The following is a 24,598-nucleotide window of genomic DNA, read 5'->3' as shown; positions in this document are numbered from 1 at the left end:
GATGCGTTAAAGTTATAAAATCTATTCTTTATAAATATATTTGAGTAACAATTTTTTTAATTAATTAATAAGTAAGGAAAATGAAACCATTTTTGGATAAAAATTTTATTCTTGAAACTGAAACAGCCATAGATTTATTTCATAATAGCGCTGTAAAAATGCCAATTATAGATTACCATTGTCATTTAAGTCCAAAGCTAATAGCAGAAAATAAAAACTTTAAGAATCTAACAGAGCTTTGGTTGTATGGCGATCATTACAAGTGGAGAGCAATGAGAACCAATGGGGTTTCAGAAAAATATTGTACTGGAAATGCTTCGGACTGGGAAAAGTTTGAAAAATGGGCTGAAACTGTTCCTTATACATTAAGAAATCCATTATACCATTGGACACATATGGAGCTTAAATTATATTTTGGTTTTGAAGGTATATTAAACAAAGATTCAGCAAAAGAAGTTTGGGATTTAGCAAATGAAAAGTTAAAAACGGATGCTTATAAGCCTCAAGGTTTAATGAAAAGAATGAATGTTGAGGTGGTTTGTACTACAGATGATCCTATAGACTCTTTAAAATATCATATTCAAATTGCAAAAAGCGATTGCGAAATTAAGGTGTTGCCAGCTTGGAGACCAGATAAAGCAATGGCTGTTGAAGATGTTGAGGAGTTTAATGAGTATATGGTAAAATTGTCTGATGTTTCTGGTATTTATATAAATTCATTTGAAGATTTAATAGATGCTTTAAAAGTACGTCATGATTTTTTTAATGAAGTTGGGTGTAAATTATCTGACCACGGTATTGAGGCTTTTTATGCTGAAGATTATGAGGATACTGAAATTAGAACTATATTTTTTAAAGCTAGATCTGGAATTAGATTAACTTCAAAAGAAATTTTAAAGTTTAAATCTGCAATGCTTTATGAATTCGGTATAATGGATCATAAAAAAGGATGGACACATCAATTTCATTATGGAGCAATACGAAATAATAATAGCAGATTGTTGTCTAAATTAGGTCCAGATACTGGATTTGATTCTATTCACGATATTAATAGTGCGGCTTCAATGTCTAAGTTTTTAAACAGATTAGATCAAGATGATAAATTAACAAAAACAATTATTTATAATTTGAATCCATCACATAACGAAGTAGTTGCTACTATGATTGGGAATTTTCAAGATGGAACTATTCCTGGGAAAATTCAATTTGGTTCAGGTTGGTGGTTTTTAGATCAAAAATCGGGTATGGAAGCTCAAATGAATGCCTTATCAAACTTAGGTTTATTAAGTCGTTTTATTGGTATGTTAACAGATTCTCGTTGTTTTATATCTTATTCTCGTCACGATTATTTCAGAAGAATATTATGTAATTTATTGGGAAATGATGTTGAAAATGGTTTGATACCAAATGATATGGAATTATTAAGCAATATGGTGAAAGATATTTGCTATAACAATGCTAAAAATTATTTCAATTTTAACTAAAATGTACAACATGAGAAATTTAAAAATAGTATTACTAACTTTTGTTGTTCTGATTCAGCAATTTGCTGTTTCTCAGGTTGTTTCATCAACAAAGAGCGATGCGGAAACCGAGAGAAAATATCTTTCAGGAACTGGTAGTGATAATCTAGTTGAATGGGGTTTTTTCTGCTCTAAGGGAATGAAAAGTGGTAAGTGGACAACTATTGGAGTTCCTTCTTGTTGGGAACAGCAGGGGTTTGGGGCTTATAACTACGGAAGTGATGATACAAAAAATAGAGCTTCTGAATTTGGTTTGTACAAGCATACTTTTTCTGTGCCTAAGAACTGGAAAAACAAAGACGTTAAAATTGTTTTTGAAGGAGTTATGACTGATGCCGAAGTAAAGATAAATGGCAAACTAGCAGGCGAAATCCATCAAGGTGCTTTTTACGAATTTAAGTATACTATTAATAAAATACTTAAATACGGAGCAGATAACGTGTTAGAAGTTAAAGTAAATAAGGTTTCAGCAAATGAATCTATTAATCATGCTGAGAGAGATGCCGACTTCTGGATTTTTGGAGGTATTTATCGTCCAGTATATTTAGAAGTTTCACCAAAAGAAAATATAGAACGTGTTGCTATAGAGGCAAAAGCTAATGGAACTATAAATGCAGATATTTTTACAGTTTCTAAAAAGGGAACATCAATTAAAATGTTTTTGTCTGATGAGAAAGGAATTAAAATTCAAGATTTAACGGTAAAAGAAAATTCTAGAGCCAACGAAAAATGGAATGTTTCAACAAAAGCAAACAATATTAAAACTTGGAATCCAGAAAGCCCAAATTTATATATGCTAACTATTGAAATGCTGGCTAAAAATAAAAAAGTACTTCATAAAGTAAATAAAAGAATTGGTTTTAGAACTGTTGAGGTTTTAGAAGGTGATGGGATTTATGTAAACGGTGAGCGCATTAAGTTTAAAGGTGTTAATCGTCATTCTTTTCACCCTAAATCTGGACGTACAACTTCAAAAGCATTGAGTATTGAGCACGTTGAAATGATGAAGGATATGAATATGAATGCCGTTCGTATGTCTCATTATCCGCCAGATACTCATTTTTTAGAAGTTTGTGATTCGTTGGGCTTATTTGTTATAGATGAAATTTGTACGTGGCACAATCCTATGTTAGATACAAAAGTTGCTCGAAAAATTGTAAAAGAAACTGTAGTTCGAGATGTAAATCATCCATCCATTTTATTGTGGGCAAATGGAAACGAACAAGGTTGGAATCCAGAAGTAGATGATGATTATGCAAAATGGGATATTCAAAATAGAGAAGTAATCCATCCTTGGAGTATTTATAAAAAAACAAATACCATTCATTACAGTCATTACCATTCTTTGGTAAATGATTCTTATTCAAAAGATAAAATATTATTTCCTACGGAATTTTTACATGGTTTGTATGATGGTGGTCACGGTGCTGGTTTAGAAGATTATTGGGAGAAAATGTGGAGTTTACCATTATCTGCAGGTGGATTTTTATGGGATTTTGCTGATGAAGGTATTGAGCGAACAGATAGAAATGGAAAAATTGATTTACAAGGTAGTAAAGCTGCCGATGGTATTGTTGGACCTTATGGAGAAAAAGAAGCAAGTTACTTTACTATAAAAGAAATTTGGTCACCCATATTTATTGAAGACCGTTTTATTCGTGATGATTTTAATGGGGTTTTTCGTTTAGAAAATAGATACCATTATACAAATTTGAATAAATGTTCAATGACAGCTAAGTGGGTGAAATTTGAAGGTCCTAATGAAGCTTCTAATTATTCAGTTATTTCAGAAAGTGAAGTAGGTTTACCAAATTTAGCTCCATTGGAAAAAGGGAAATTCAATGTTGAAAAACCTAATAATTGGAAATCTGCAGATGCTTTATATTTAACAGCTATTGATTTTAATGGAAAAGAAATTTTTACTTGGTCATATCCAGTTTCAACACCTAAAAGTTTAAATAAATCTAAAATTGATTATGAAGGTGAAGGAACGGTTACTACTAAGACTTCAAATGGTGAAATTATTGTTGTAGCCGGTGCAATGAAATATTCTTTTTCTGAAAAAACAGGAATGTTACAAGAAGTGAAAAAAGGAAATACTCTTATTCCTTTAAACAATGGACCTATTATTTTAAATCAGAAAGATAAAATAGAAAATGTGACTTTAAATTCATTCAAAAATAAGGTGGAGATTACTGTTGTTTTTGAACCTAAAAGTAAATCACCTGCTTGGTCAACAGTAAAAGAATTTTCATCAGATATTATAAAATGGACGGTGTATTCTAATGGCTTGTTAGATTTAAACGTGAAATTCAAAGGTTTTAGAAATTTAAAAGGATATAGAGGTATAACATTCTCTTTTCCTGAAAAAGAAGTTGCAGGTATGAAATGGCTAGGGGATGGGCCATATAGAGTTTGGAGAAATAGAATGAAAGGAACCAAATTTCAAGTTTGGGAGAACGATTATAACAATACAATAACTGGTGAATCTGGTTTTGTGTATCCCGAGTTTAAAGGGTTTTTCTCAAGTCTCTATTGGTCAAAATTAAAAGGGAATGATAATAATGGATTTACGGTTTATTGCAAATCTCCACATGTGTATTTACGTATGCTAACGCCAGAAAATCCTGTTGCTTATGATAGGGATAAAGTAACTCCTAAATTTCCAGAAGGAGATATTTCTTTTGTAATGAATGTACCGGGGATTGGAACAAAATTTCAATATTCAGATTCTATGGGGCCTCACGGAAATAAAGAACATTATTTTGGTAATGATGACGATTTAATAGAAATTGATTTAACATTTGAGTTTTAATAATGAATAAAATGTTTGAATTTAAAAAGTCGAATTTACGTCAACCTAAACTTGTTTCAGGTTCTTATAATCATTAACAATAAGTGTGATGAGATTCTGAAACAAGTTCAGAATGATGGTGCGTAATATTTTTTATTCAACTTCATAATCTATAAAATAAAAAAATGAAATATTTTAAAATATATACACTTCTTCTGGTTATTTTTATTTTTAGCATTTCAGAAGTTGTTTTTGCTCAAAACAACACTAAAATTCAATATTTGTCGGGAATAGATAAAGACAATATGGTTGAATGGGATTTTTATTGTTCAGATGGAATGAACAGTAAAAGATGGACAAAAATTGGAGTTCCATCTAATTGGGAATTGCAAGGTTTTGGTCATTATAATTATGGTCACGATGCTCGTTCAGGTAAAAAAATTAACGATGAACATGGACTTTATAAGCATAAATTTAATGTGCCAAAAGAATGGGAAAATAAAGAAGTGAAGATTGTTTTTGAAGGTGTTATGACCGATGCTGAAGTGAAAATAAATGGAAAACTTGCGGGAGAAATTCATCAAGGGGCTTTTTATGAATTTAAATATTCTATATCGAAGTTACTTAAATATGGAGCAGATAACTTATTGGAGGTTAAAGTAAGTAAAGTATCTAGTAATGAATCTATCAATTATGCGGAACGTAGAGCAGATTTCTGGATTTTTGGAGGGATTTATCATCCGGTTTATTTAGAAGTTTCGCCAAAAGAAAATATTGAAAGAGTTGCAGTTGATGCAAAAGCAGATGGATCTATCAATGCAGCTGTTTTTATGAGCTCTAAAAAAGCAACTTCATTAAATTTATTTTTGACAGATGTAAATGATCATAAAATTCAAGATTTACCAATAAGTACTATTCATAAAGAGAATGGTAAATGGAGTATTTCAGCGAAAGCAAGTAATGTGAAAACGTGGAATCCAGAAAGCCCAAATCTTTATAAATTAAATTTCGAATTACTTAATAAAAACAAAGAAGTACTTCATAAGTCTAGTCAGAAAATTGGATTTAGAACTGTTGAAGTTCGTGAAAGCGATGGTATTTATGTTAATGGTATTGCAATAAAATTTAAAGGCGTTAACCGTCATTCTTTTTACCCTTCTTCAGGTAGAACTACATCAAAAGCTTTAAGTATTGAGCATATAAAAATGATGAAAGATATGAATATGAATGCGGTTCGTATGTCTCATTATCCGCCAGATGTTCACTTTTTAGAAGCTTGTGATTCAATTGGGCTATTTGTAATAGATGAAGTTTGTACGTGGCACAATCCATATTTAGATACGGAAATAGGAGAGAAAATTGTAAATGAAATGGTTGTTCGTGATGTTAATCATCCTTCTATATTATTGTGGGCAAACGGAAATGAAACAGGTTGGAACTTGGAATTAGATGATGATTTTTCGAAATGGGATATTCAAAAAAGAGAGGTAATACATCCTTGGAATATTTTTAAGAAAACAAATACAATGCACTATCCAGATTATCACGTATTTGCTTACGATTCATATTCAAAGGATAAAATTTATTTTCCAACGGAGTTTATGCACGGTTTGTATGATGGTGGGCACGGTGCAGGATTGGATGATTATTGGACGCAAATGTGGAATATGCCATTATCTGCAGGCGGATTTCTGTGGGATTTTGCAGATGAAGCAGTTGTGCGAACAGATGAGAATGGTGTATTAGATACCGATGGTAATCACGCTGCAGATGGTATTGTTGGTCCATATGGTGAAAAAGAAGGAAGTTATTTCACTATTAAAGAAATTTGGTCACCAATTTATATTCCTGATCGTATTATTAGAGATGATTTTTCTGGAATTTTTAAAGTAGAAAACAGATACCATTATACAAATCTTGATGTTTGTAAAATGATAGCTAAATGGGTTCAGTTTGAAGGGCCAGAAGGAAATACTTCTCAAGTTGTTTTGTCACAAAGTGAAGTTAAACTTCCGGCGTTAGCTCCTGAAATGAAAGGTTCTTTTAATGTTGAATTACCTACAAATTGGAAATCTGCAGATGCACTTTATTTAACAGCAACGGATCAATACGGAATGGAAATATTCACGTGGACATATCCAGTTAAAACACCAAAACAAATAAATGCAAATAAAATAAGCTATAGTGGAAATGGCGAGATAAAATCTGTAATAAATAACTCTCAAATAATAGTTAGTACAAAGAATATCAACTTCAAATTTGACGAAGAAACAGGTTTACTTCAAGAGGTAATTAAAGAAGGTCGCGTAATTCCATTGAAGGATGGGCCAATTATAATAGGTCAAAAAGGAAAGTTGGAGTCGGTTAAAGTGGTTACTTCAAAAGAAAAAATAGAAGTGATTGCTCTGTATGAAAAAAAGCATAAATATCACGATTGGGATAATGATGAGTATAATCAAGACTTTATAAAATGGACTGTTCACCAAAATGGTTTATTGGATTTAAAGGTTGAAATGAAAGGTAAACGAAAAGTGACAGAATGTATAGGGCTTAGTTTTTCTTTTCCGGAGGAAGAAGTGAATGGTATGAAGTGGCTAGGAGATGGACCTTATCGTGTTTGGCGTAATCGAATGAAAGGAACAAAGTTTCAAGTTTGGGAGAATGATTATAACAATACTATTACAGGTGAATCTGGTTTTGTATATCCAGAGTTTAAAGGATTTTTCTCAAGTTTAAACTGGGTGAAAGTTAAAGGTAATAACAACAATGGTTTTACGGTGTACTGCCATTCAGATCATACTTTTTTACGTATGCTCACACCAGAGCAACCATTGAATGCTCAAAAAGGAGCTACGGTAAAAGATTTTCCTGTTGGGGATATTTCATTTGTAAAGAATATTCCTGCTATTGGAACAAAATTCCAAGAGCCTTATAAGTTAGGTCCGCAATCAAATCCAGAACACTTATTTGGTAATGATGACGAGATGATTGTAATAGAATTAACATTTGATTTCAAATAAATTTTAATATGAAAAATTATATAATTTTAATAATAGCGATTACATTGTTTGCTTCTTGCCAAACAAAAGAAAAAGAAGAAACAACACAAACAGTATTCCCTTATATGGTTTCTGATGTAGATGCAGATAGTCCAATGAGTGCTGCCATGAAAAGAAGTTTTCATGAATATCCGTCACCATTACTTGCCGAGAATGAATTGTATAGCCAATTTAAATACACAAAGTTAAAAGGTTTCGATTACAATGGTGGAGATGGAACCATTACCAGACGTGATCCTTCTAAGGTTTTACTTGAAAATGGAAAGTATTATGTTTGGTATACAAAAAGAGCTACTAAAGTTAGACCAATAGGTTTAGGTAATGCCAAAAATGCTACCGAGGAGATACCTTCAGCTGATTGGGATTTATCAGAAATATGGTATGCAACAAGTGAAGATGGTTTTACTTGGGAGGAGCAAGGAGTGGCGGTAACTCGTCCGGCTAAGCCTATTCCTGGTTTTAGATCGGTTGCTACTCCAGATATTCTAAAGTGGAAAGGTAAATTTTATCTCTATTATCAGGCTTTTAGTGAAACGCCTGGACTTAAAGGTGACGATTGTGTGGCTTCAGTTTCTTATGCGGATTCGCCTGATGGACCATGGATTCATTATAATAAGGTAGTCTTGCCTACCGGACCAAAAGGTTCATGGGATCAATTTACTGTTCAAGCACCTACTCCTTTAATTCATAATAATAAAGTTTATATGTATTATAAGGTTGATTTTAATCGTCCAATAGGCAATCGTGTGGGGTATAATGGAAAATGGAGTGCTATTGGTTTAGCTATTTCAGAAAATCCACTTGGCCCTTTCGAGAAACATCCTTTGAACCCAGTTCAAAATTCAGGTCATGAGATATGTTTATTTCCTTTTAAAGAAGGAGTAGCATCATTAACAATAAGAGATGGGAATGAACATTTTACGATTCAGTATGCCAAAGATTGGGTGAATTTTGAAATAGAATCTATCACCGAAATGATGCCTATAGGACCTAATGCTTTTATTCCTGATGCTTTTGCTGATAACGGAGATGGACGTGGAATTACTTGGGGGGTATGCCATTTTAGAAATGTTAAAGGATCAGATGGAAAATATTATTCAGAATTAGCAAGGTTTGACTGTGATTTGAGTTTAGATGTTCACGATCCGGAAATGAAGAAATTTAATAACTTATGGAGTCCTGACATTTACTACAAGTTGAAGTTAAGTAAAGCCCAACGAGAACGCATTCAAAAAGAAAACAGAGAGAGAATTATTGAATAATTCTTAAAAACGAATTTAAATTATGAAAAGAATATTATACGTTATAATGCTAGGGTTGATAGTAGTATCATGTCAACAAAAGCAAGAAAAAAGTAAGCTAGAAGAAAGTAAACAAGAGGAATTTCCGTTTTTTATTCCAAAGGAAAAACCTAATCGTCCTTTAAGTGCGGCTGTGGAACGTAATTACGATGCTTATTCTTCTATTCGTCCAGAACAAAATGAGTTGTATACCCAATTTAAATACACAAAATTAAAGGGGTTTGATTATAATGGTGGAGATGGAACAATAACACGAAGAGATCCTTCAAAAGTAATTTTTGAAAAAGGAAAATATTACGTTTGGTATACGCACAGAGAATCTCCAGTTAAACCAGTTGGAATGTCAAGAGCAAAAGAAGCTACTGATGTAATTCCATCTGCAGATTGGGATTTGGCGGATATTTTTTATGCTACTTCTGAAGATGGTTTTACTTGGGTAGAACAAGGTGTTGCAGTTCCTCGTCCACCAAAGCCACAAGCTGGTTGGCGTTCAGTTACAACAACCGATATTTTAAAATTTAATGGAAAATATTATTTATACTTTCAAGCTTTTATGGAGGCAAGTGGTTTACGAGGTGATTTTTGTCCAGTTTCAGTTGCTTATGCCGACTCTCCTGATGGTCCTTGGACACACACAGGCAAAATTGTAATTCCAAACGGACCTGAAGGTTCTTGGGATCAATATTCAATTCACGATCCATATCCGTTGGTACACGATGGTAAAATCTATTTGTATTATAAAGGTGATTTTGATAAACGTCCAGAATTCAAACCTTCAAAAATAAGAATGCAAGGTTTGGCCATTGCTGAAGATCCGCTTGGGCCGTTTGTAAAGCATTCATTAAATCCAATAATAAATTCAGGGCACGAAACAACATTATTCCCTTTTAAAGAAGGAGTTGCTGCAATTGTACAGCGAGATGGTCAAGAGCATAACACCATTCAGTATGCAAAAGATTGGGTGAATTTTGAAATAGCCTCAATTACTGAATTATTACCTGTTGCTGCTGGGCCTTTTGTTCCTGATGCTTTTACTGATACAAAAAATGGAAGAGGAATAACTTGGGGTATTTCTCATTTTATAAATGCAGATGGAAACTGGAATCATTCTATACTTACGCGTTTTGATTGTGATTTAAGTCAAGATGTTGATGATCAACAAATGAAAGACCATTATTACAATTACAGTCCTGAATTTCATTATGAAAAACATGGTTTAAATGGTAAGCAGAAAGAGCGTATTAAAAAAGAAACTGAAGAATTAAAAAAACAGTAATGAAACAAATTCAATTTAATCATATAGTACTATTGTTGATAGTTGCTCTTTTCGGCACATCAATAAATGCACAACAAACAAAACGGTTGGTTCACGATTTAAGTGGTTTTCATTGGAAAGTACAAGGAACTTTACCGGGAAGAGGTTTAGAAGAAAAATTTCCTGAGATAAGTTATGATCATATGGGAGATGCATTGAATTGGGCTCCAGCTCACGTTCCAGGTGATGTATTTACCGACTTATGGAGAGTTGGCCGTATTGATGATCCTCATTATGGAAGAAATAGTGTAAAGGCTAAATGGGTAAATGAATATGAATGGTGGTATTTGAATATTTTCAATGTACCAAAAGAAATGAAAGGCAAAAAAATTGAACTTACGTTTGATGGAGTTGATTATGCATGCGATGTTTTTTTAAATGGAAAAATACTAGGTTCACACGAAGGAATGTTTACCCCTTTTTCGTATGATATTACTGATTTGGTAAGTTTTGAATTCAAACGTAGAGGAAGAAATACGTTGGCAGTTCGATTACATCCAGCGCCCAGACGCTACAGTCAAGTAGCTGGTAGAAAACCAGCTTGGCACGGAGATTACTGGGTAGATTTGGTACCAACAGGTATATGGAAACCAGTGCGCTTGGAAGCATTTGATGATACTAAGATAACGGATATTTATGTGCAAACTGAGCTTGGTAAAAAGAATTCTGCAGATTTAAATATTCAGGTTGAAATAGAGAACAAAGGAAACAGTGCTAGAAATGTAGACATAGAATTGAATATTCAAGGAGAAAATTTCAAATCAAAGGCATATAAAACTACGGTTAAGAAAAAACTTCAACCAGGAAAAAATGAATTTACGGTTCCACTTCATATTTCAGATGCTAAATTATGGTATCCTTGGGATTTGGGAGATCAAAACCTTTACACGGCTGCTATTTCAATAAAGAACAGTAAGAACGAAGTATTAGATGCGCACAGTAAATTATTTGGAATTCGTGAATTAAAAATGGTTATGAATCCTGGATATACAAAAGATCAGGTTGAAAACCCATGGACAGTTATGGTAAACGGAAAACGACATTTTATTCGCTCAGGAACTTGGGGTGGTCCACCAGATATTTTCTTTGGCCGAGCTACAAATGAAAAATATGAGGAGTTTGTTCGTTTGGCGAAGGCGGGTAATATGAATAACCTAAGAATTTTTGGTTGGCATCCAACCGAAATTCCATACTTCTATGAATTGTGTAATAGAGAAGGTATTACGGTTTGGCAAGATATTTTACCAATTGCTAGCCTTTCACTTCCAAAGGATGAAGCGTACAAGAAACAAATCTTCTCTGACGCTATTTCTGTTGTAAAAGAGTTAAGAAATCATCCTTGTATGGTTATAATTGAAGGTGGAGAAGAAATTTTAATGACTGCTTCTGATCCAGTTCATAATCTTAAATTTATGAAAGAATTGGGCGAAGTTATAAAACCATATACCAATCTGCATTACGTTCCTGTTTCGCCTTTGAGCGATCACGTTGGAGTGGAATTAGGTTTCAAGCCAAATGAAAGCGTACATGCCAATGGGTTGTTTTATGGAGAGGGAAGTAACAATATGGAACGATTTTTTATGAAGAAAGATTTTGCCGCAGTTCCAGAATTAGCTATTTCATCGTGTCCTAATGTTGAAAGTATTAAAAAGTTTATTCCTGAAGACGAGCTTTGGCCACCAGGTCCAAGTTGGGGACATCATTGGACAGATTTTGATACCTTTAGAACTTTAAATTTTGATGCCTTAAATACGCAGGCAACTGGAAGTATGCAGGAGTTTGTAGATGCAACTCAAATGGCGCAGGGAATTATTTTTCAATATGGTTTGGAATATTTCCGAAGAAGAAAACCAAAAACAAGTGCTATTTGTATTTGTCATTACATCACATTTGCACCAGATATGAAATGGGGAATTGTAGATTATTATCAGCAACCAAAAATATCTTATGACTATGTGAAAATGGCTTATCAACCATTATTGATAAGTTTACAACACAATAAAAGAAGATGGTTGCCGGGTGAAGAATTCACAGGTAAATTATGGGTTGTAAATGATTTTTATAAAGAATTCAATTCCTGTAAGGCTGAAGTTGTATTTTATGATGCTAACAAAAAAGAAGTTAAAAGAGAAGTTGTTAATATTGGAAAAGTAAGTTCAGATAGTTCAAAAGAATATGCAACAGTAAATTGTAAAGTTCCAGGTAAATTAGGAGATCAGTTTCATGTTGAATTAAAATTGAAAGACAATTCTGGTAAAATTATTTCAGAAAATAAATATCTATTGTTAGTAGGTAATGAAAAAGTAGACTTACCTAGATTAAGAGAAATTGGACAAGAAGCCAAAGATAAAAAGGCAAAATACGGTTCTCATAATTACTTACGATATTTTGAAGGGTTAAATGGAACCAAAGGAGTAAAACAAGCTGACGAATTAATGCCAACTGTTAAAGAGTTTAATAAAAATTAAAAGAACTAATTAATAAAATAAAATATGAAAATAGGTAATACACTTGTAATATGTTTTTTTCTGTTAACTTTTTCAGTCTTCGGACAAAAGGATTCCAGAAAACAATTTCAACCTAATTGGGAATCACTTTCTCAATACGAATGTCCGGAATGGTTTAAAGATGCGAAGTTTGGAATTTACACCCATTGGGGAGTATACTCGGTTCCTGAAGCTCCAAGTAAAACAGATTGGTACGGACGCTTTATGTATGCTAAAGGAACATCAAATAACAAGCATCATATAGAAAAATTTGGACCAGTTGATGAATTTGGATATAAAGATTTAGTACCTCTTTTTAAAGCTGAAAAATTTAATGCAGATGAATGGGCAGACTTATTTGTAAAAGCAGGTGCTCAGTTTGCAGGTCCTGCAGGTGAACATGCGGATGGTTTTTCAATGTGGAACTCAAAGGTTAATCCTTGGAACTCTGTAAGTAAAGGGCCAAAACGTGATGTTGTTGCTGAAATGGAAAAAGCAATTCGTAAACGAGGTTTAAAATATGTAGTTAGTTTACATCATTCTTGGCTTTGGGGATGGTTCCCTACTTGGCAAGAAGGAACTGATTGTTTTGACCCCGCTAATGCTTCTTTATATGGTGAAAAATTACCTAAAACGTCACGTAGAATAGAGACTAAGGAAAGAGTTAAAAACTGTTATCCTATGCCTAGTAAAGAGTTTGAGCGTGTTTGGTTAGAAAAGGTAAAAGAAGTAGTTGATGGTTATTCACCAGATTTATTGTGGTTTGATAATCGTATGGAGATTTTATCTGAAAGTATTAGACAGCAAATGGTGGCTTACTATTATAATCATGCAGCAGAAAATAATATTGAGGCCGTACTTACTTTTAAGCGCCCAGATTTACCTTTAGGTGTTGGAACAGTTGATTTAGAACGCGCTCGTATGCCTGATATTTATCCTGAACCTTGGTTAACAGATAATTCAATTTCTAGAGATTCATGGAGCTGGACAACAGATTTAGAATGTTATTCAGAAAATAGATTGATTGATGATTTGGTTGATATTGTTAGTAAAAACGGATGTTTGTTGCTTAATGTTGCTCCGCATCCTAATGGAACAATTCCAGAAGAACAAAAACAACGCTTATTAGCAATGGGTAAATGGCTAAAGTTAAATGGTGAGGCAATTTATAAAAGTCGTCCTTGGTTAATTTATGGCGAAGGACCAACCGAAACAAAAACTGGGCATTTGGCCGATAAAAAATTTGATGGTTTTACAGATAAAGATATTCGATTTACAACTAGAGATGGTCAATTATATGCAATAGCCTTGGGATGGCCAGAATCAGGTGTTTTACCAATTAAATCATTCGGTTCTACAGCTTATAATGGAAAGGTTAAAAGTGTTGAATTAATTGGTTGTAAAGTGAAGTTAGAGTGGGAACAAAAAGATCTTGCATTGGAAATTAAACTTCCGAAGGAAAAACCATGTAATAATGCATTTGTATTCAAAATTAATAGATAGTTAAAGAATTATAGAAAACAACATAGAATGAAACTAAAAATAATTTTCAGTTTAGTATTTGTACTAATTTTAGTGAGTGCATGTAATCAGAAAAATGCATCAAGTACAATTCTTCAAAAACAGGAAAAATATGAACCTACTCTAGAGTCACTTTCAAAACACGAAGCAGCGCCAGAATGGTTTCAGGATGCTAAGCTAGGAATGTATTTTCATTGGGGACCATATAGCGTTCCAGCTTATGGGAGTGCTTGGTATCCTGCTAATATGTATATGAAAGGAAGTGATGTGAACAAGTTTCATGAAAAGAATTTTGGCGCAATTGAGGAGTTTGGGTATGAAGATTTTATCCCAATGTTTACTGCCGAACATTTTGATCCAGAAGAGTGGGCCGATTTGTTTAAAACAACAGGAGCAAAGTTTGCAGGTCCGGTAGCTGAACATCATGACGGTTTTGCTATGTGGGATAGTGAGGTGAATCCTTGGAATGCTGCAGATATGGGACCAAAACGAGATGTTTTAGGTGAGCTATTTACTTCATTAAAAAAGCGAGACATTAAGACATTAGCAACTTTTCATCACGCTCGTAACGGACAACGCAATGCTAATAAACCAGAATATTGGGGGCGTAATGGTTTTAACAGTCATTACCCTTATCATCCAGATCTTCCTACAGCAACTACAGATCCAAAGCTTCGTAAATTATTTGGGAACTGGGAGAATATTAATGATTTCAACCAATATTGGCTTGATCAAGTTGAGGAGGTTGTAGATAAGTATGAACCAGACATTTTATGGTACGATTCGTGGCTAAATATGATACCTGAGGATAAAATAAACGAGATGCTAGCGTATCATTTTAATAGTGGGTTAAAGAATAACCAAGAAGTGGTAGTTTGTAGCAAGCATCAAGATATTTCTTTGGAAATTGGAATTGATGACTTGGAGCAAGGTGGGCGTAGAGATATTTACCCTTTGCCTTGGATGACAGATATTACCTTGAGTAATAGTCATTGGATGTATGTGGAAGGTGAAAAGTATAAGGATGCCGCATTAGTAGTAAGAAATATGATTGATGTTTGGAGTAAAAATGGTACAGTACTACTTAATATTTCACCTCGTGCAGATGGTGTTATTAATCAAGAACAAAGAGCTATTTTAAAGGATATTGGGGAATGGATGTCTGTTTATGGTGAAGCTGTATATAAAACAAGACCATTTAAAGTTTTTGGATATGGAAATGCCAATGCTTCAGATGCTTCTCATGATGGACAATCGGCAAAAGTAAAATATACCGCTAGCGATGTACGTTATACCGTTGCTAAAGATAAAAAGTCAATGTATGTCTTCTTTTTAGGTGTGCCTAAAGCTGGAGAAACTATTAAAATGCGATCTATTGGTGGATTTCACCGTAATCTTCCTCCTTCACCTATCAAAAATATAAAACTGATGGGGGCAAACATAGATATAGATTGGAAGCTTACCCCGCAAACATTATTGCTAACAATGCCAGATGTAGAGTATAACCCTATTGCTAATGTTTTAAAATTGGAATTAGAATAAATATTCACAATTTATAATTAACAAAAAGGGGTATTAAACATTGTTTAATACCCCTTTTTGTTACAAATTTGTAATGTAGTCTTCTAAGCTATCGGAGCGTTCAAGTCCTAGTTTTTTACGAATTCGAGATCTAGAAATATTTACACTATGTGGCTCAATATTTAATATTCTCGCCATTTCTTTTGTGCTAAATTTTAATTTAATTAGAGCGCTATGTTTTTGCTCTGTAACTGTTAAATTTGGGTGCTTCAATTTTAACCTATTGTAAAAATCTGAATTTACTTCGGTAAAACGTAAGTTAAATTCATCCCATAAATCTTTTGCTCCTTTTTTATACTTTGAATTCAATGATTTATATGATGAAGGTGACTTTTCTTTTAAGATTCTTAAAAGTTCATCAATAGCACTATCCTTGTCAATTAATTGTAAGGCATAGGATGTTAATTCTTTACTTTTTAATTTTATAGCTTCTTCACTTTTTTCTTTTTCCAATTGTGAATTTAATTCTGTTTCAGCTTTGTCTAACAAAGATTTTTTTAATTTTAAGCGTATTCTTGAAACCCAAAATAGTACAATTCCAAGAATAAATACAAGCAGTAAAATAATTTTTAAACGAAACTGGGTTTGTTTACTTTTTTTAATAACAATATCTTGTTTATTTATCAGGTTTTCTTTTTCTAATAACGATTCTAAATGGGTGTTTTTTATTTCAATAAGTTCACTAAAGGCATTATTTTTACTTTTTAAAGCGTTGTCTGTTAGTTCATTTTTTCTCACTAAATAGTTGTAAGCTTTTTTAGTTTTATTTTTTTTTATATAAGCTTTAGAAAGTTGAGATAAAATTATTGATGTAGTTGCTTTATTAAGGTTTAGACTATCAATTAAATTTAAACTCTTTTCATAATAATAAATAGAGCTATCTAACTGTTTGTCTATGCTTTTTAGTTCGCCTAAATAGTAAAAGGCCCGAATTTTAAGGTTTAAATCATCCTTTGTAAGCTTGGATTTTGAATTGTAAAGTAATTTATAAGCTTCTTTAATATTCCCCGTTTTTAGCATTAAGTAACCTCTTTCTAACTCTATATTTGAAAGAATGTAACTATTATTTTTAACTAGTTTTTCTGTGAAAACACAGGAATCAAGATAGCTAAGAGCTTTTTGGTAATTTCCAGATTTTCTTTGTCTTGTTGCTAGGTTTAAATAATTTGTGTTTAAAGGTTGTGCATTTTGGTTATTTTGAAATAAAACTTCTTTTGAAAAATGCAAAGCACGTTCTAAATGATATAGTGATTCTTCGTCTTTATTAAAAATGTCATAAAGGTTAGATAGTTTTCTATGTACAGTTGCTTTATATGAACTGTTATTAGTTGTTTTAATTATATACAAAGCTTCCCATAGGTGATCAAAAGCACGACCAAATTTCTCCTTTTCTTTTTTTAAATCAGACATGTTAAGTAAGCACTGAAATACTTTTTTTTCATCTCCATTTTTTTTAAAATATTTATAACTTTTTTTAATCTGTTTGTAAGATTTATCTGGAAATTCTTTGCTTTGTTTTAAAGCATTAGATATAATATCTGTATAATAACTTACGGAGTCTAATTTAACTCTTTTTTCTTTTTTTTGAGCATTTCCAATAGTTGTAAAAATGATTAAAACAAGAAATATATTTGATATATGTTTGGTTAACAATGCTGTAGCGTTTTAAAATGTAAATTCTCTAAAAATAATATTCAATTGATTAACAATTGTAAAAGTACAAAAATATAATTCCTATATAATATTTGTATAATTTAAATGTCAATGTGTTTAGTTTTTAATAATTATGTTTACAATGAGTTATTATGGTTTTATGCAAATGATAGTTTTTGCAGAGAATTAAAAATTAAAGACTATTTATAAAAAGTACTATGGTTGTCACTATCAAAATCTAATTTTATTCTTAGCCTATCCATTAAAATGAAAAACCATTCTAATTATTTCACTTATAAATAATAGCTTAATTCTTATTTAAAAGGTTTAATTTTTGAAGATTTATTTTGCTTTTTAAGTTTTCGTAAGTAAATCCTTATTTTTTAAAGAATGAAAAAATCTAGACAGTCAACACTTTTATTACTCTAAAGATTCTTACCTAATAAAACGTTTTTAAACGCTTTTATTTATTTTTTGATATAAAAACTATAAAAAATGAAGATTGTATATACTTTGTATAAATGAATAGTTCAATTAAGTTGATGTGTTCATATAAAGTCTAGTTGAGTTTTATTGAATTTAATCTGTTTAAGGGTAGTTTTGAGTAAATCAAATAAATAATAACTATTTTTATTGAGTTAAAAGCTTAGAGGGCTTTTGAGATAATTCACATTCATAAAATATATTAAATCAAACCATGCATACTAAAAGATGCTATTTCAGCAAAATGTTATTAATTACTTTATTAATTTCAATTGTTGCCTGCAAAACCGAGTCAAAACCTGAATCAATAATAAAAGAGAAAAAAATTAAAGTTTTTCCTCAAAAATTACCTGATGAAAAACCTGATATGGAGTTAAGTGCAGCCTTAAATCGTTTGTACGATGCTTATCCAGCTCCAAAACCACAAGATAACGAGTTGTTTTCCCAATTTAAATATACTGAACTAAAAGGATTTAATTACAATAACCATGATGGTACAATATCTAGAAGAGATCCTTCAAAGGTGATTTTTCATAATGGTAAATATTATGTGTGGTACACTTATAGAAACACACCAACACCACCTCGCGGAGCAAAAGAAAGCTCAGACGTTATTCCTTCTTCAGATTGGGATTTAGCTGAAATTTGGTATGCAACAAGTGTAGATGGTTTTACATGGGAAGAGCAAGGTGTTGCTATTAAAAGACCAGAAAAACCAATTGTTGGTTGGAGAGCTGTTACAACGAGTGATATTTTAGAGTGGAAAGGTAAATATTATTTGTATTATCAAGGTTTTATGGAAGCTAGTGGAAAGCGTGGAGATGATTGTCCGGTTGCTGTTTCCTATGCAGATTCTCCTGATGGACCTTGGACACCTTATAATAAAATTGTAATTCCTAATGGAGGTGAAGGAGCTTGGGATCAATTCTCAATTCACGATCCGTATCCATTGGTTCATAACGGAAAAATATATTTATACTATAAATCTGATTTTGGTAAAAAAGGAGATTGGATTCGTATGCAAGGTTTAGCAACTGCAGATAATCCGTTGGGGCCATTTACAAAAAATCCTTTAAACCCTGTAATTTCTTCAGGTCACGAAACTTCGCTTTTTCCATTTAAAAGTGGGATTGCTGCATTAGTTTATAAAGATGGAAATGAACACAATACCATACAATATGCTGAAGATGGTGTAAATTTTGAAATTGCTGCAATTTCTGAATTAATGCCTTATGCAGCTGCACCTTTTGTAGCTGATGCTTTTACTGATACTAAAAACGGTAGAGGAATAACTTGGGGGTTATCACATTTTATTAATTTAGGAGGAAAAGGTCAATTTCATTCAATGTTGGCTCGTTTTGATTGTGATTTAAGTCAAGACATAAACGATCCAATTTTTAAAGAACCAAGAGTTAAATACGATCCAGAGTTTTATTTTAAACAAAGCTTAACGGAGAAGCAAAAAAAACGAATTGAAGCAGTGACAGAGAAATTAAGAAATTAAAAATTTTATAGATTTTAAATATGAAAAATTATATAGTTAATTCAATACTGCTTTTTATTACCTCTATTACAATTTTATCAGCACAAGTGAAACCACAGGATTGGGAAATTGCAGCACAAGCTTATTCTTTTAAGGATTTTACTTTGGAAGAAACTCTTGAGAATTTGGAGCTGTTAGATATAAAATTCATTGAAATGTATCGTAAACAACAAATATCTTCAACGGATAAAACGTTTACAAATTTTGATATGTCTAAAGAAAAATCAGATAAAGTTCAAATGCTTTTGAAAAAACATGGAATAAAACTTTCTAGTTATGGTGTTATTTCACCTAAAAAGAAAAATGATTGGGAAGTGTTATTCAAGTTTGCAAAAAAAATGGGAATTGAAACTATTGTTTCTGAACCAATATTTGATCAAGTTCCAATGGTAGATGAATTATGTAAAAAATATGATATAAAACTCGCTATTCACAACCATGCAACACCAACTAAATATTGGGATCCGGCAACAGTAAAATCTGTTTTAAAAGGGAGAAGTAATTATATTAGAGTTTGTGCAGATATTGGACATTGGAAACGTTCAGGTTTAGATGTTGCTAAATCTTTAAAAATGTTAAAAGGTCATATACATGAGCTACATTTAAAGGATGTAGATAAACCTAGTACGGACGCTACAATTGTTCCTTTAGGAACTGGAATTATTAAATGGAATAAAGTATTTAAGGAACTGAAAAGACAACATTTTAAAGGTAAAATGGTAATTGAGCATACAGCCAAAAAAGAGGTGTTAATGGATGATATGAAATTGAATGTAGAATTTCTTAAAACAAACATTAAATAATTAATACTCAACTTAAAAACGAGGTTAATAGTATGTCAAATATTTCGCGAAGAAAGTTTTTATATTCATCTGGTGCAGCTGCTGCGGGTATTATGCTTCTACCAAATTTAATGAGTTTTTCACCAAATAGCACCGTAAATGTAGCTGTTATTGGTGTAGCAGGAAGAGGTTTGAATAATTGGACTCAAATGTTGGGGATTCGTGGAGACAACAGAAGAATTAAAGAAGGATTGGAGCCAGAAGGAGAAAGAAAGCCGCATCCATATGTTAGAATAGTTGCATTTTGCGATGTAGATGATAATGCTGCAGCAAGAGCTTATAAATTAATGCCTGAAGTTCCTAGGTATAAGGATTTTAGAGTGATGTTAGATGAAATGGACAAAGATATTGATGCTGTTATAGTTTCAACTCCAGATCATACTCATTTTGCAGCTACTATGGCAGCAATGGAAAGAGGTAAACATGTATATGTTGAAAAACCATTAGCCCATAATATTTGGCAACTTCGTACTTTAAAAAAGGCAGCAGCATATTATGGTGTTGTAACTCAATTAGGAAATCAAGGTCATGCTTCTGATGGAATAAGAAATGTTAAGGAATGGTACGATTTAGGCTTATTAGGTGAAGTAAAAGAAATACATGCGTGGTTTAATGGACCTGAATTTGGAGATAATTTATGGCTTAACAAACCTAAAAACTATCCTCCAATTGCTGAGCCTATTCCAAAAACCTTAGATTGGGATTTATGGTTGGGACCTTCAAAAAAGCGAGCATATAGTCATTATTATTTACCAAAGTGGTGGAGGTCTTATTTTGAATTGGGAACTGGTATGTTGGGAGATTGGGGTTGTCATACTTTAGATGCTCCATTTTGGACATTGGATTTAGGAATGCCAGATAGTGTTGAGCCTTTATTTGGGAAGTTAAGTTCTGTTCCTACTAAATTCGGACCAGACCAATCAATATTGAATTTTAAATTTCCAAAAAGAGGTAATAAACCTGCAGTTGATTTAACCTGGTATGAAGGTGGTAAAAAACCTAAAAATAGACCAGAGTGGGGTTTAAATAAAATACCAGGTAATGGTATGTTAATGGTTGGAGAAAAAGCAACAGTATTTACAAGTGGAAAGCCTTATAAACCAAGAATATTAATGGATAAAGCAGATTGGGAAGTTTTCAATAAAAAAGGTTGGGAAAAGAGTATTCCGAGAATTAAAAATGAAAGCCCACATGAAGAATTTATAGATGCTATAAAAGGAAATGGACCAAAACCAGGGTCAAGTTTTGAGTATGGTGCAGATTTAACAGAATTAGCTTTATTAGGTGCCTTATCTCAAAAATTGAATAAAAAAATAGAATATGATTCCTCTAATATGAGAGTTACGAATCATCCAGAATTAAATAAATATATAAAAGAAGATGTTCGTTCAGGTTGGTCATATGGAGAAAATCTTTGGAAAAAATAGAATATGAGAAAATTAATAATAAAAGTATTTAGTGTAGTTCTTTGTATTTCTACATTGGGATGTTCACAAGTAAAAAAAGATAATGATTCAAAAAAGATAAAGCCTAACGTAATTGTTATCTTGGCAGATGATGTTGGCTATGCAGATGTTGGTTTTCAAAAAGATGTTCAGCCAGATGTGCAAACTCCAAACCTTGATAAATTAGCTGAAAATGGTGTGGTTTTTAGAAATGCTTATGCGGGTTCTCCTGTTTGTAGTAATTCAAGATTAGCATTGTCAACTGGTCGTTATCAACAAAGATGGGGAGCATATTATTATGGACAAGGTGGATTACCTTCAAATGAATATACCATAGCCGAAATGATGAAAGAGGCTGGATATAAAACTATGAAAGTTGGTAAAACTCATTTAAATAATGGTCCAAAATCTGACCCAATGAAACACGGTTTTGATCATTGGTTAGGATTTAAACATCATTCTTGGGATTATTTTTTATTGAGTGAAAAAGATATTGAAGCTTATGAAAAAAAATCTTCTGGGAGTAGTAAGAAAGCAAAAATGGCTCCTTTCGGACCTTTAACACGTGATAGTAAAACAAAAGAATCATACGAAAATACAAATACAACAGAAGTTTTTACAAAGGAGTCTATTAACTTTATTAAAGAAAGTACTAATGAGCCTTTTTATCTTCAATTAGAATACAACGCTGTGCACACGGCCTTAACAAGAGCCCCTAAAGAGCTTCAAGAAAAATACGGAATACCTGCTCGATCGTTTAATCGTGAAGATAAAGTATGGGAGTACCCTCATTGGGACCCAATTGTTCAGCCAGATTATAATGAATGGTATGATCAAACTTCTCATTTAGGAATTACAGATGCCTATGGCAGAAAAATATATTTAGCTCATATGGAATATATGGATTTGATGATAGGGAAAATTGTAAAAACTTTAAAAGAGAAAGGAATTTTGGATAATACTATTATTTTCTTCTCTTCTGATAATGGTGGGTCTCATCAATCGTATGCCAATAATGAACCTGAAAATGCTTATAAATATTGTTTAATGGATGGAGGAATTAAAGTTCCTATGTTTATGTATTGGCCCAATGGTTTTAAAAAAAATAATGAAATTGAAGCTATGGTTACTCATAGAGATTTATATGCTAGCCTTTCTCAATTAACAGGTGTTGATCCAAAAAAGCCTTTAGATGGTAAAAGTTTATTGCCTTTAATTTATGGTGAAACTAAAAAAATACATACTGAACCAATATTTTGGGATTCAGGAGAAAAGTTTAAAAATTGGGTTGTACGTTTTGGTGATTGGAAGTTGGTTTACAGAGAAGATGTTGACGGAATTAATTTTAATTATAAATCTTATCAATTAGATGAAAAAGGATTAGTTATAGGTTTATTAGATGTTCCTATTCTTTCAGGAATTCAACTTTACAATTTAAAAGATGATCCTAATGAATTAAATAATATAGCAGTTTTAAATCCTGAAAAAGTTGTTGAAATGGAAAATATGTATAAAAAATGGAGATCTCAAATGGCGGATCCTATTAGAGGAACCAAAGCTAAATAAATTCATCAATTAAAATTTCAATTCAATGAAAAAATACACTGTTTTAATCTTATTAACTTTAATATCTGTAAGTTTTTCTCGAGGTCAAAATAATAATAAATCGAAACCTAATGTTGTATTAATATTTATTGATGATGAAGGATACGGAGATGTAGGTGTTTATGGAGCAACGGGCTTTGATACACCAAATATAAATAATATGGCAAGTGAAGGTATGCGTTTTACAAACTTTTACTCTGCACAACCGGTTTGTAGCGCATCTAGAGCTGGTATTTTAACAGGGTGTTATCCAAATAGAATTGGATTAACTGGAGCATTATTTCCACATCATAAAGTTGGTTTAAACAAAGATGAATATACAATGGCAGAAATGTTTAAAGACCAAGGCTATGCTACAGCGTGCTTTGGTAAATGGCATTTAGGTTGGCAAAAGGAATTTTTACCATTGCAACATGGTTTCGATGAATATGTAGGTCTTCCTTATTCAAATGATATGTGGCCTCACAATAGTGCAACTGGGCACAAATTACCAAAAGAAAGTAAACGTTCAAAAATGCCTGAATTACCTTTAATTGAAGGAAATACGAAGATTGGTGAAATTAAAAGTCTTAAAGATCAAGATATATTAACAACTCTTTATACTGAAAAAGCAGTTGATTTTATTAATAGAAAATCAGATAAACCATTTTTTCTTTATGTTCCTCATACAATGGGTCATATTCCATTGGGAGTTTCAGATAAATTTAGAGGGAAAAGTGAACAAGGGTTGTATGGTGATGTTATGATGGAAATAGATTGGTCAGTAGGTGAAATTTGGAAAGCTCTTGAAAAAAATGGGGTTGCTGAAAACACTATTTTTGTTTTTACAACAGATAATGGACCTTGGTTAAATTTTGGAAATCATGCAGGTTCTTCAGGAGGATTAAGAGAGGGAAAAACTACAAGTTGGGAAGGTGGTCAGCGAGTACCGTTTATAATTAGATGGGGAGATAATATACCTAAAGGAACAGTTTGTAATAAGTTAGCTTGTGCAATTGATTTATTGCCTTCATTTGCCGCTTCAAGTGAAGGGAAATTATCTAAAAATGAAATTGATGGGGTTGATATAACTTCACTTTGGAAAGGCGATTTTAAGTCCGAACCAAGGGAATCAATTTTGTATTACTATGGGAAAAATAATTTGAATGCTGTTCGAAAAGGAAATTGGAAATTAGTGTTTCCACATACTTGGAGTTCTTATAATACCAAGCCAGGTAAAGATGGTGTTGGTGGAAAAAGAATTAAAATGAGTGTAAAGGAACTTGAACTTTATAATATGATGCGTGATCCGGGAGAACAGTATAATGTTATTGATTATCATCCTAAAAAAGTAAAAGAAATTATGGTGATTGTTGAAGAAGCTCGTAAAGAATATGGAGATCTGAATGTTGGAATTGAAAAAGGGACAGGAACAAGAGAGATAGGTAAATTAGAGTAATAAGGAAAT

14 protein-coding genes are annotated in these 24,598 nt (G+C 32.2%); 13 read left to right on the top strand and 1 reads right to left on the bottom strand.

The window, feature by feature from the left end; genetic code table 11:
- Positions 1-80: 80 nt before the first annotated feature.
- From uxaC to DAD81_RS10380, 8 genes are all read left to right on the top strand, one after another.
- Positions 81-1,484, top strand: coding sequence for a glucuronate isomerase (uxaC, locus tag DAD81_RS10415; RefSeq protein ID WP_111708199.1), 1,404 nt, complete (start codon positions 81-83; stop codon positions 1,482-1,484).
- Positions 1,485-1,494: 10 nt separating this feature from the next.
- Positions 1,495-4,338 (top strand): glycoside hydrolase family 2 protein, encoded by a 2,844-nt coding sequence (locus DAD81_RS10410; RefSeq protein WP_111708324.1) that lies wholly within the window; start codon positions 1,495-1,497, stop codon positions 4,336-4,338.
- Between the two features lie 164 nt (positions 4,339-4,502).
- Positions 4,503-7,337 carry a glycoside hydrolase family 2 protein gene (locus tag DAD81_RS10405; protein ID WP_111708198.1) on the top strand — a complete coding sequence of 945 codons (2,835 nt, stop codon included), beginning with the start codon at positions 4,503-4,505 and terminating at the stop codon, positions 7,335-7,337.
- An 8-nt stretch (positions 7,338-7,345) separates the two neighbouring features.
- A complete protein-coding gene (locus tag DAD81_RS10400) occupies positions 7,346-8,638 on the top strand; it encodes a glycoside hydrolase family 117 protein (RefSeq protein ID WP_111708197.1) in 1,293 nt (430 codons plus the stop codon).
- 22 nt (positions 8,639-8,660) lie between these two features.
- Entirely contained in the window at positions 8,661-9,953 is a 1,293-nt protein-coding gene (locus tag DAD81_RS10395) for a glycoside hydrolase family 117 protein (protein WP_111708196.1), read from the top strand.
- Complete coding sequence (locus DAD81_RS10390) at positions 9,953-12,460, top strand: glycoside hydrolase family 2 protein (protein ID WP_111708195.1); 2,508 nt, start codon at positions 9,953-9,955, stop codon at positions 12,458-12,460. Before DAD81_RS10395 ends, DAD81_RS10390 begins: the two co-directional genes overlap by 1 nt.
- A 24-nt stretch (positions 12,461-12,484) precedes the next feature.
- Positions 12,485-13,981: an alpha-L-fucosidase gene (locus DAD81_RS10385; protein WP_111708194.1), complete on the top strand. Its 1,497-nt coding sequence runs from the start codon at positions 12,485-12,487 to the stop codon at positions 13,979-13,981.
- A 27-nt stretch (positions 13,982-14,008) separates the two neighbouring features.
- The gene (locus DAD81_RS10380; RefSeq protein ID WP_111708193.1) at positions 14,009-15,541 is read left to right on the top strand and encodes an alpha-L-fucosidase; all 1,533 of its coding nucleotides are present in this window, start codon (positions 14,009-14,011) and stop codon (positions 15,539-15,541) included.
- Positions 15,542-15,601: 60 nt separating this feature from the next.
- Here DAD81_RS10380 and DAD81_RS10375 read toward each other — a convergent pair whose 3' ends face one another.
- Positions 15,602-17,233, bottom strand: a complete 1,632-nt coding sequence (locus DAD81_RS10375; RefSeq protein WP_111708192.1) for a hypothetical protein — start codon at positions 17,231-17,233, stop codon at positions 15,602-15,604.
- A gap of 727 nt (positions 17,234-17,960) precedes the next feature.
- Here DAD81_RS10375 and DAD81_RS10370 point away from each other — a divergent pair.
- The 5 genes from DAD81_RS10370 to DAD81_RS10350 are packed head-to-tail and all read left to right on the top strand — an operon-like array spanning position 17,961 to position 24,589.
- Entirely contained in the window at positions 17,961-19,220 is a 1,260-nt protein-coding gene (locus tag DAD81_RS10370) for a glycoside hydrolase family 117 protein (protein WP_111708191.1), read from the top strand.
- A 20-nt stretch (positions 19,221-19,240) separates the two neighbouring features.
- Entirely contained in the window at positions 19,241-20,062 is an 822-nt protein-coding gene (locus DAD81_RS10365; protein ID WP_111708190.1) for a sugar phosphate isomerase/epimerase family protein, read from the top strand.
- Between the two features lie 32 nt (positions 20,063-20,094).
- Entirely contained in the window at positions 20,095-21,528 is a 1,434-nt protein-coding gene (locus DAD81_RS10360; protein WP_111708189.1) for a Gfo/Idh/MocA family protein, read from the top strand.
- Positions 21,529-21,531: 3 nt separating this feature from the next.
- Positions 21,532-23,112 carry a sulfatase family protein gene (locus tag DAD81_RS10355; RefSeq protein WP_111708188.1) on the top strand — a complete coding sequence of 527 codons (1,581 nt, stop codon included), beginning with the start codon at positions 21,532-21,534 and terminating at the stop codon, positions 23,110-23,112.
- Between the two features lie 25 nt (positions 23,113-23,137).
- The gene (locus tag DAD81_RS10350) at positions 23,138-24,589 is read left to right on the top strand and encodes a sulfatase family protein (protein ID WP_111708187.1); all 1,452 of its coding nucleotides are present in this window, start codon (positions 23,138-23,140) and stop codon (positions 24,587-24,589) included.
- Positions 24,590-24,598 lie beyond the last annotated feature (9 nt).

This window comes from Lutibacter citreus (assembly GCF_003260195.1).
Taxonomy (GTDB): Bacteria; Bacteroidota; Bacteroidia; order Flavobacteriales; family Flavobacteriaceae; genus Lutibacter; species Lutibacter citreus.
This window is presented reverse-complemented; position numbering and strand designations above follow the sequence as displayed.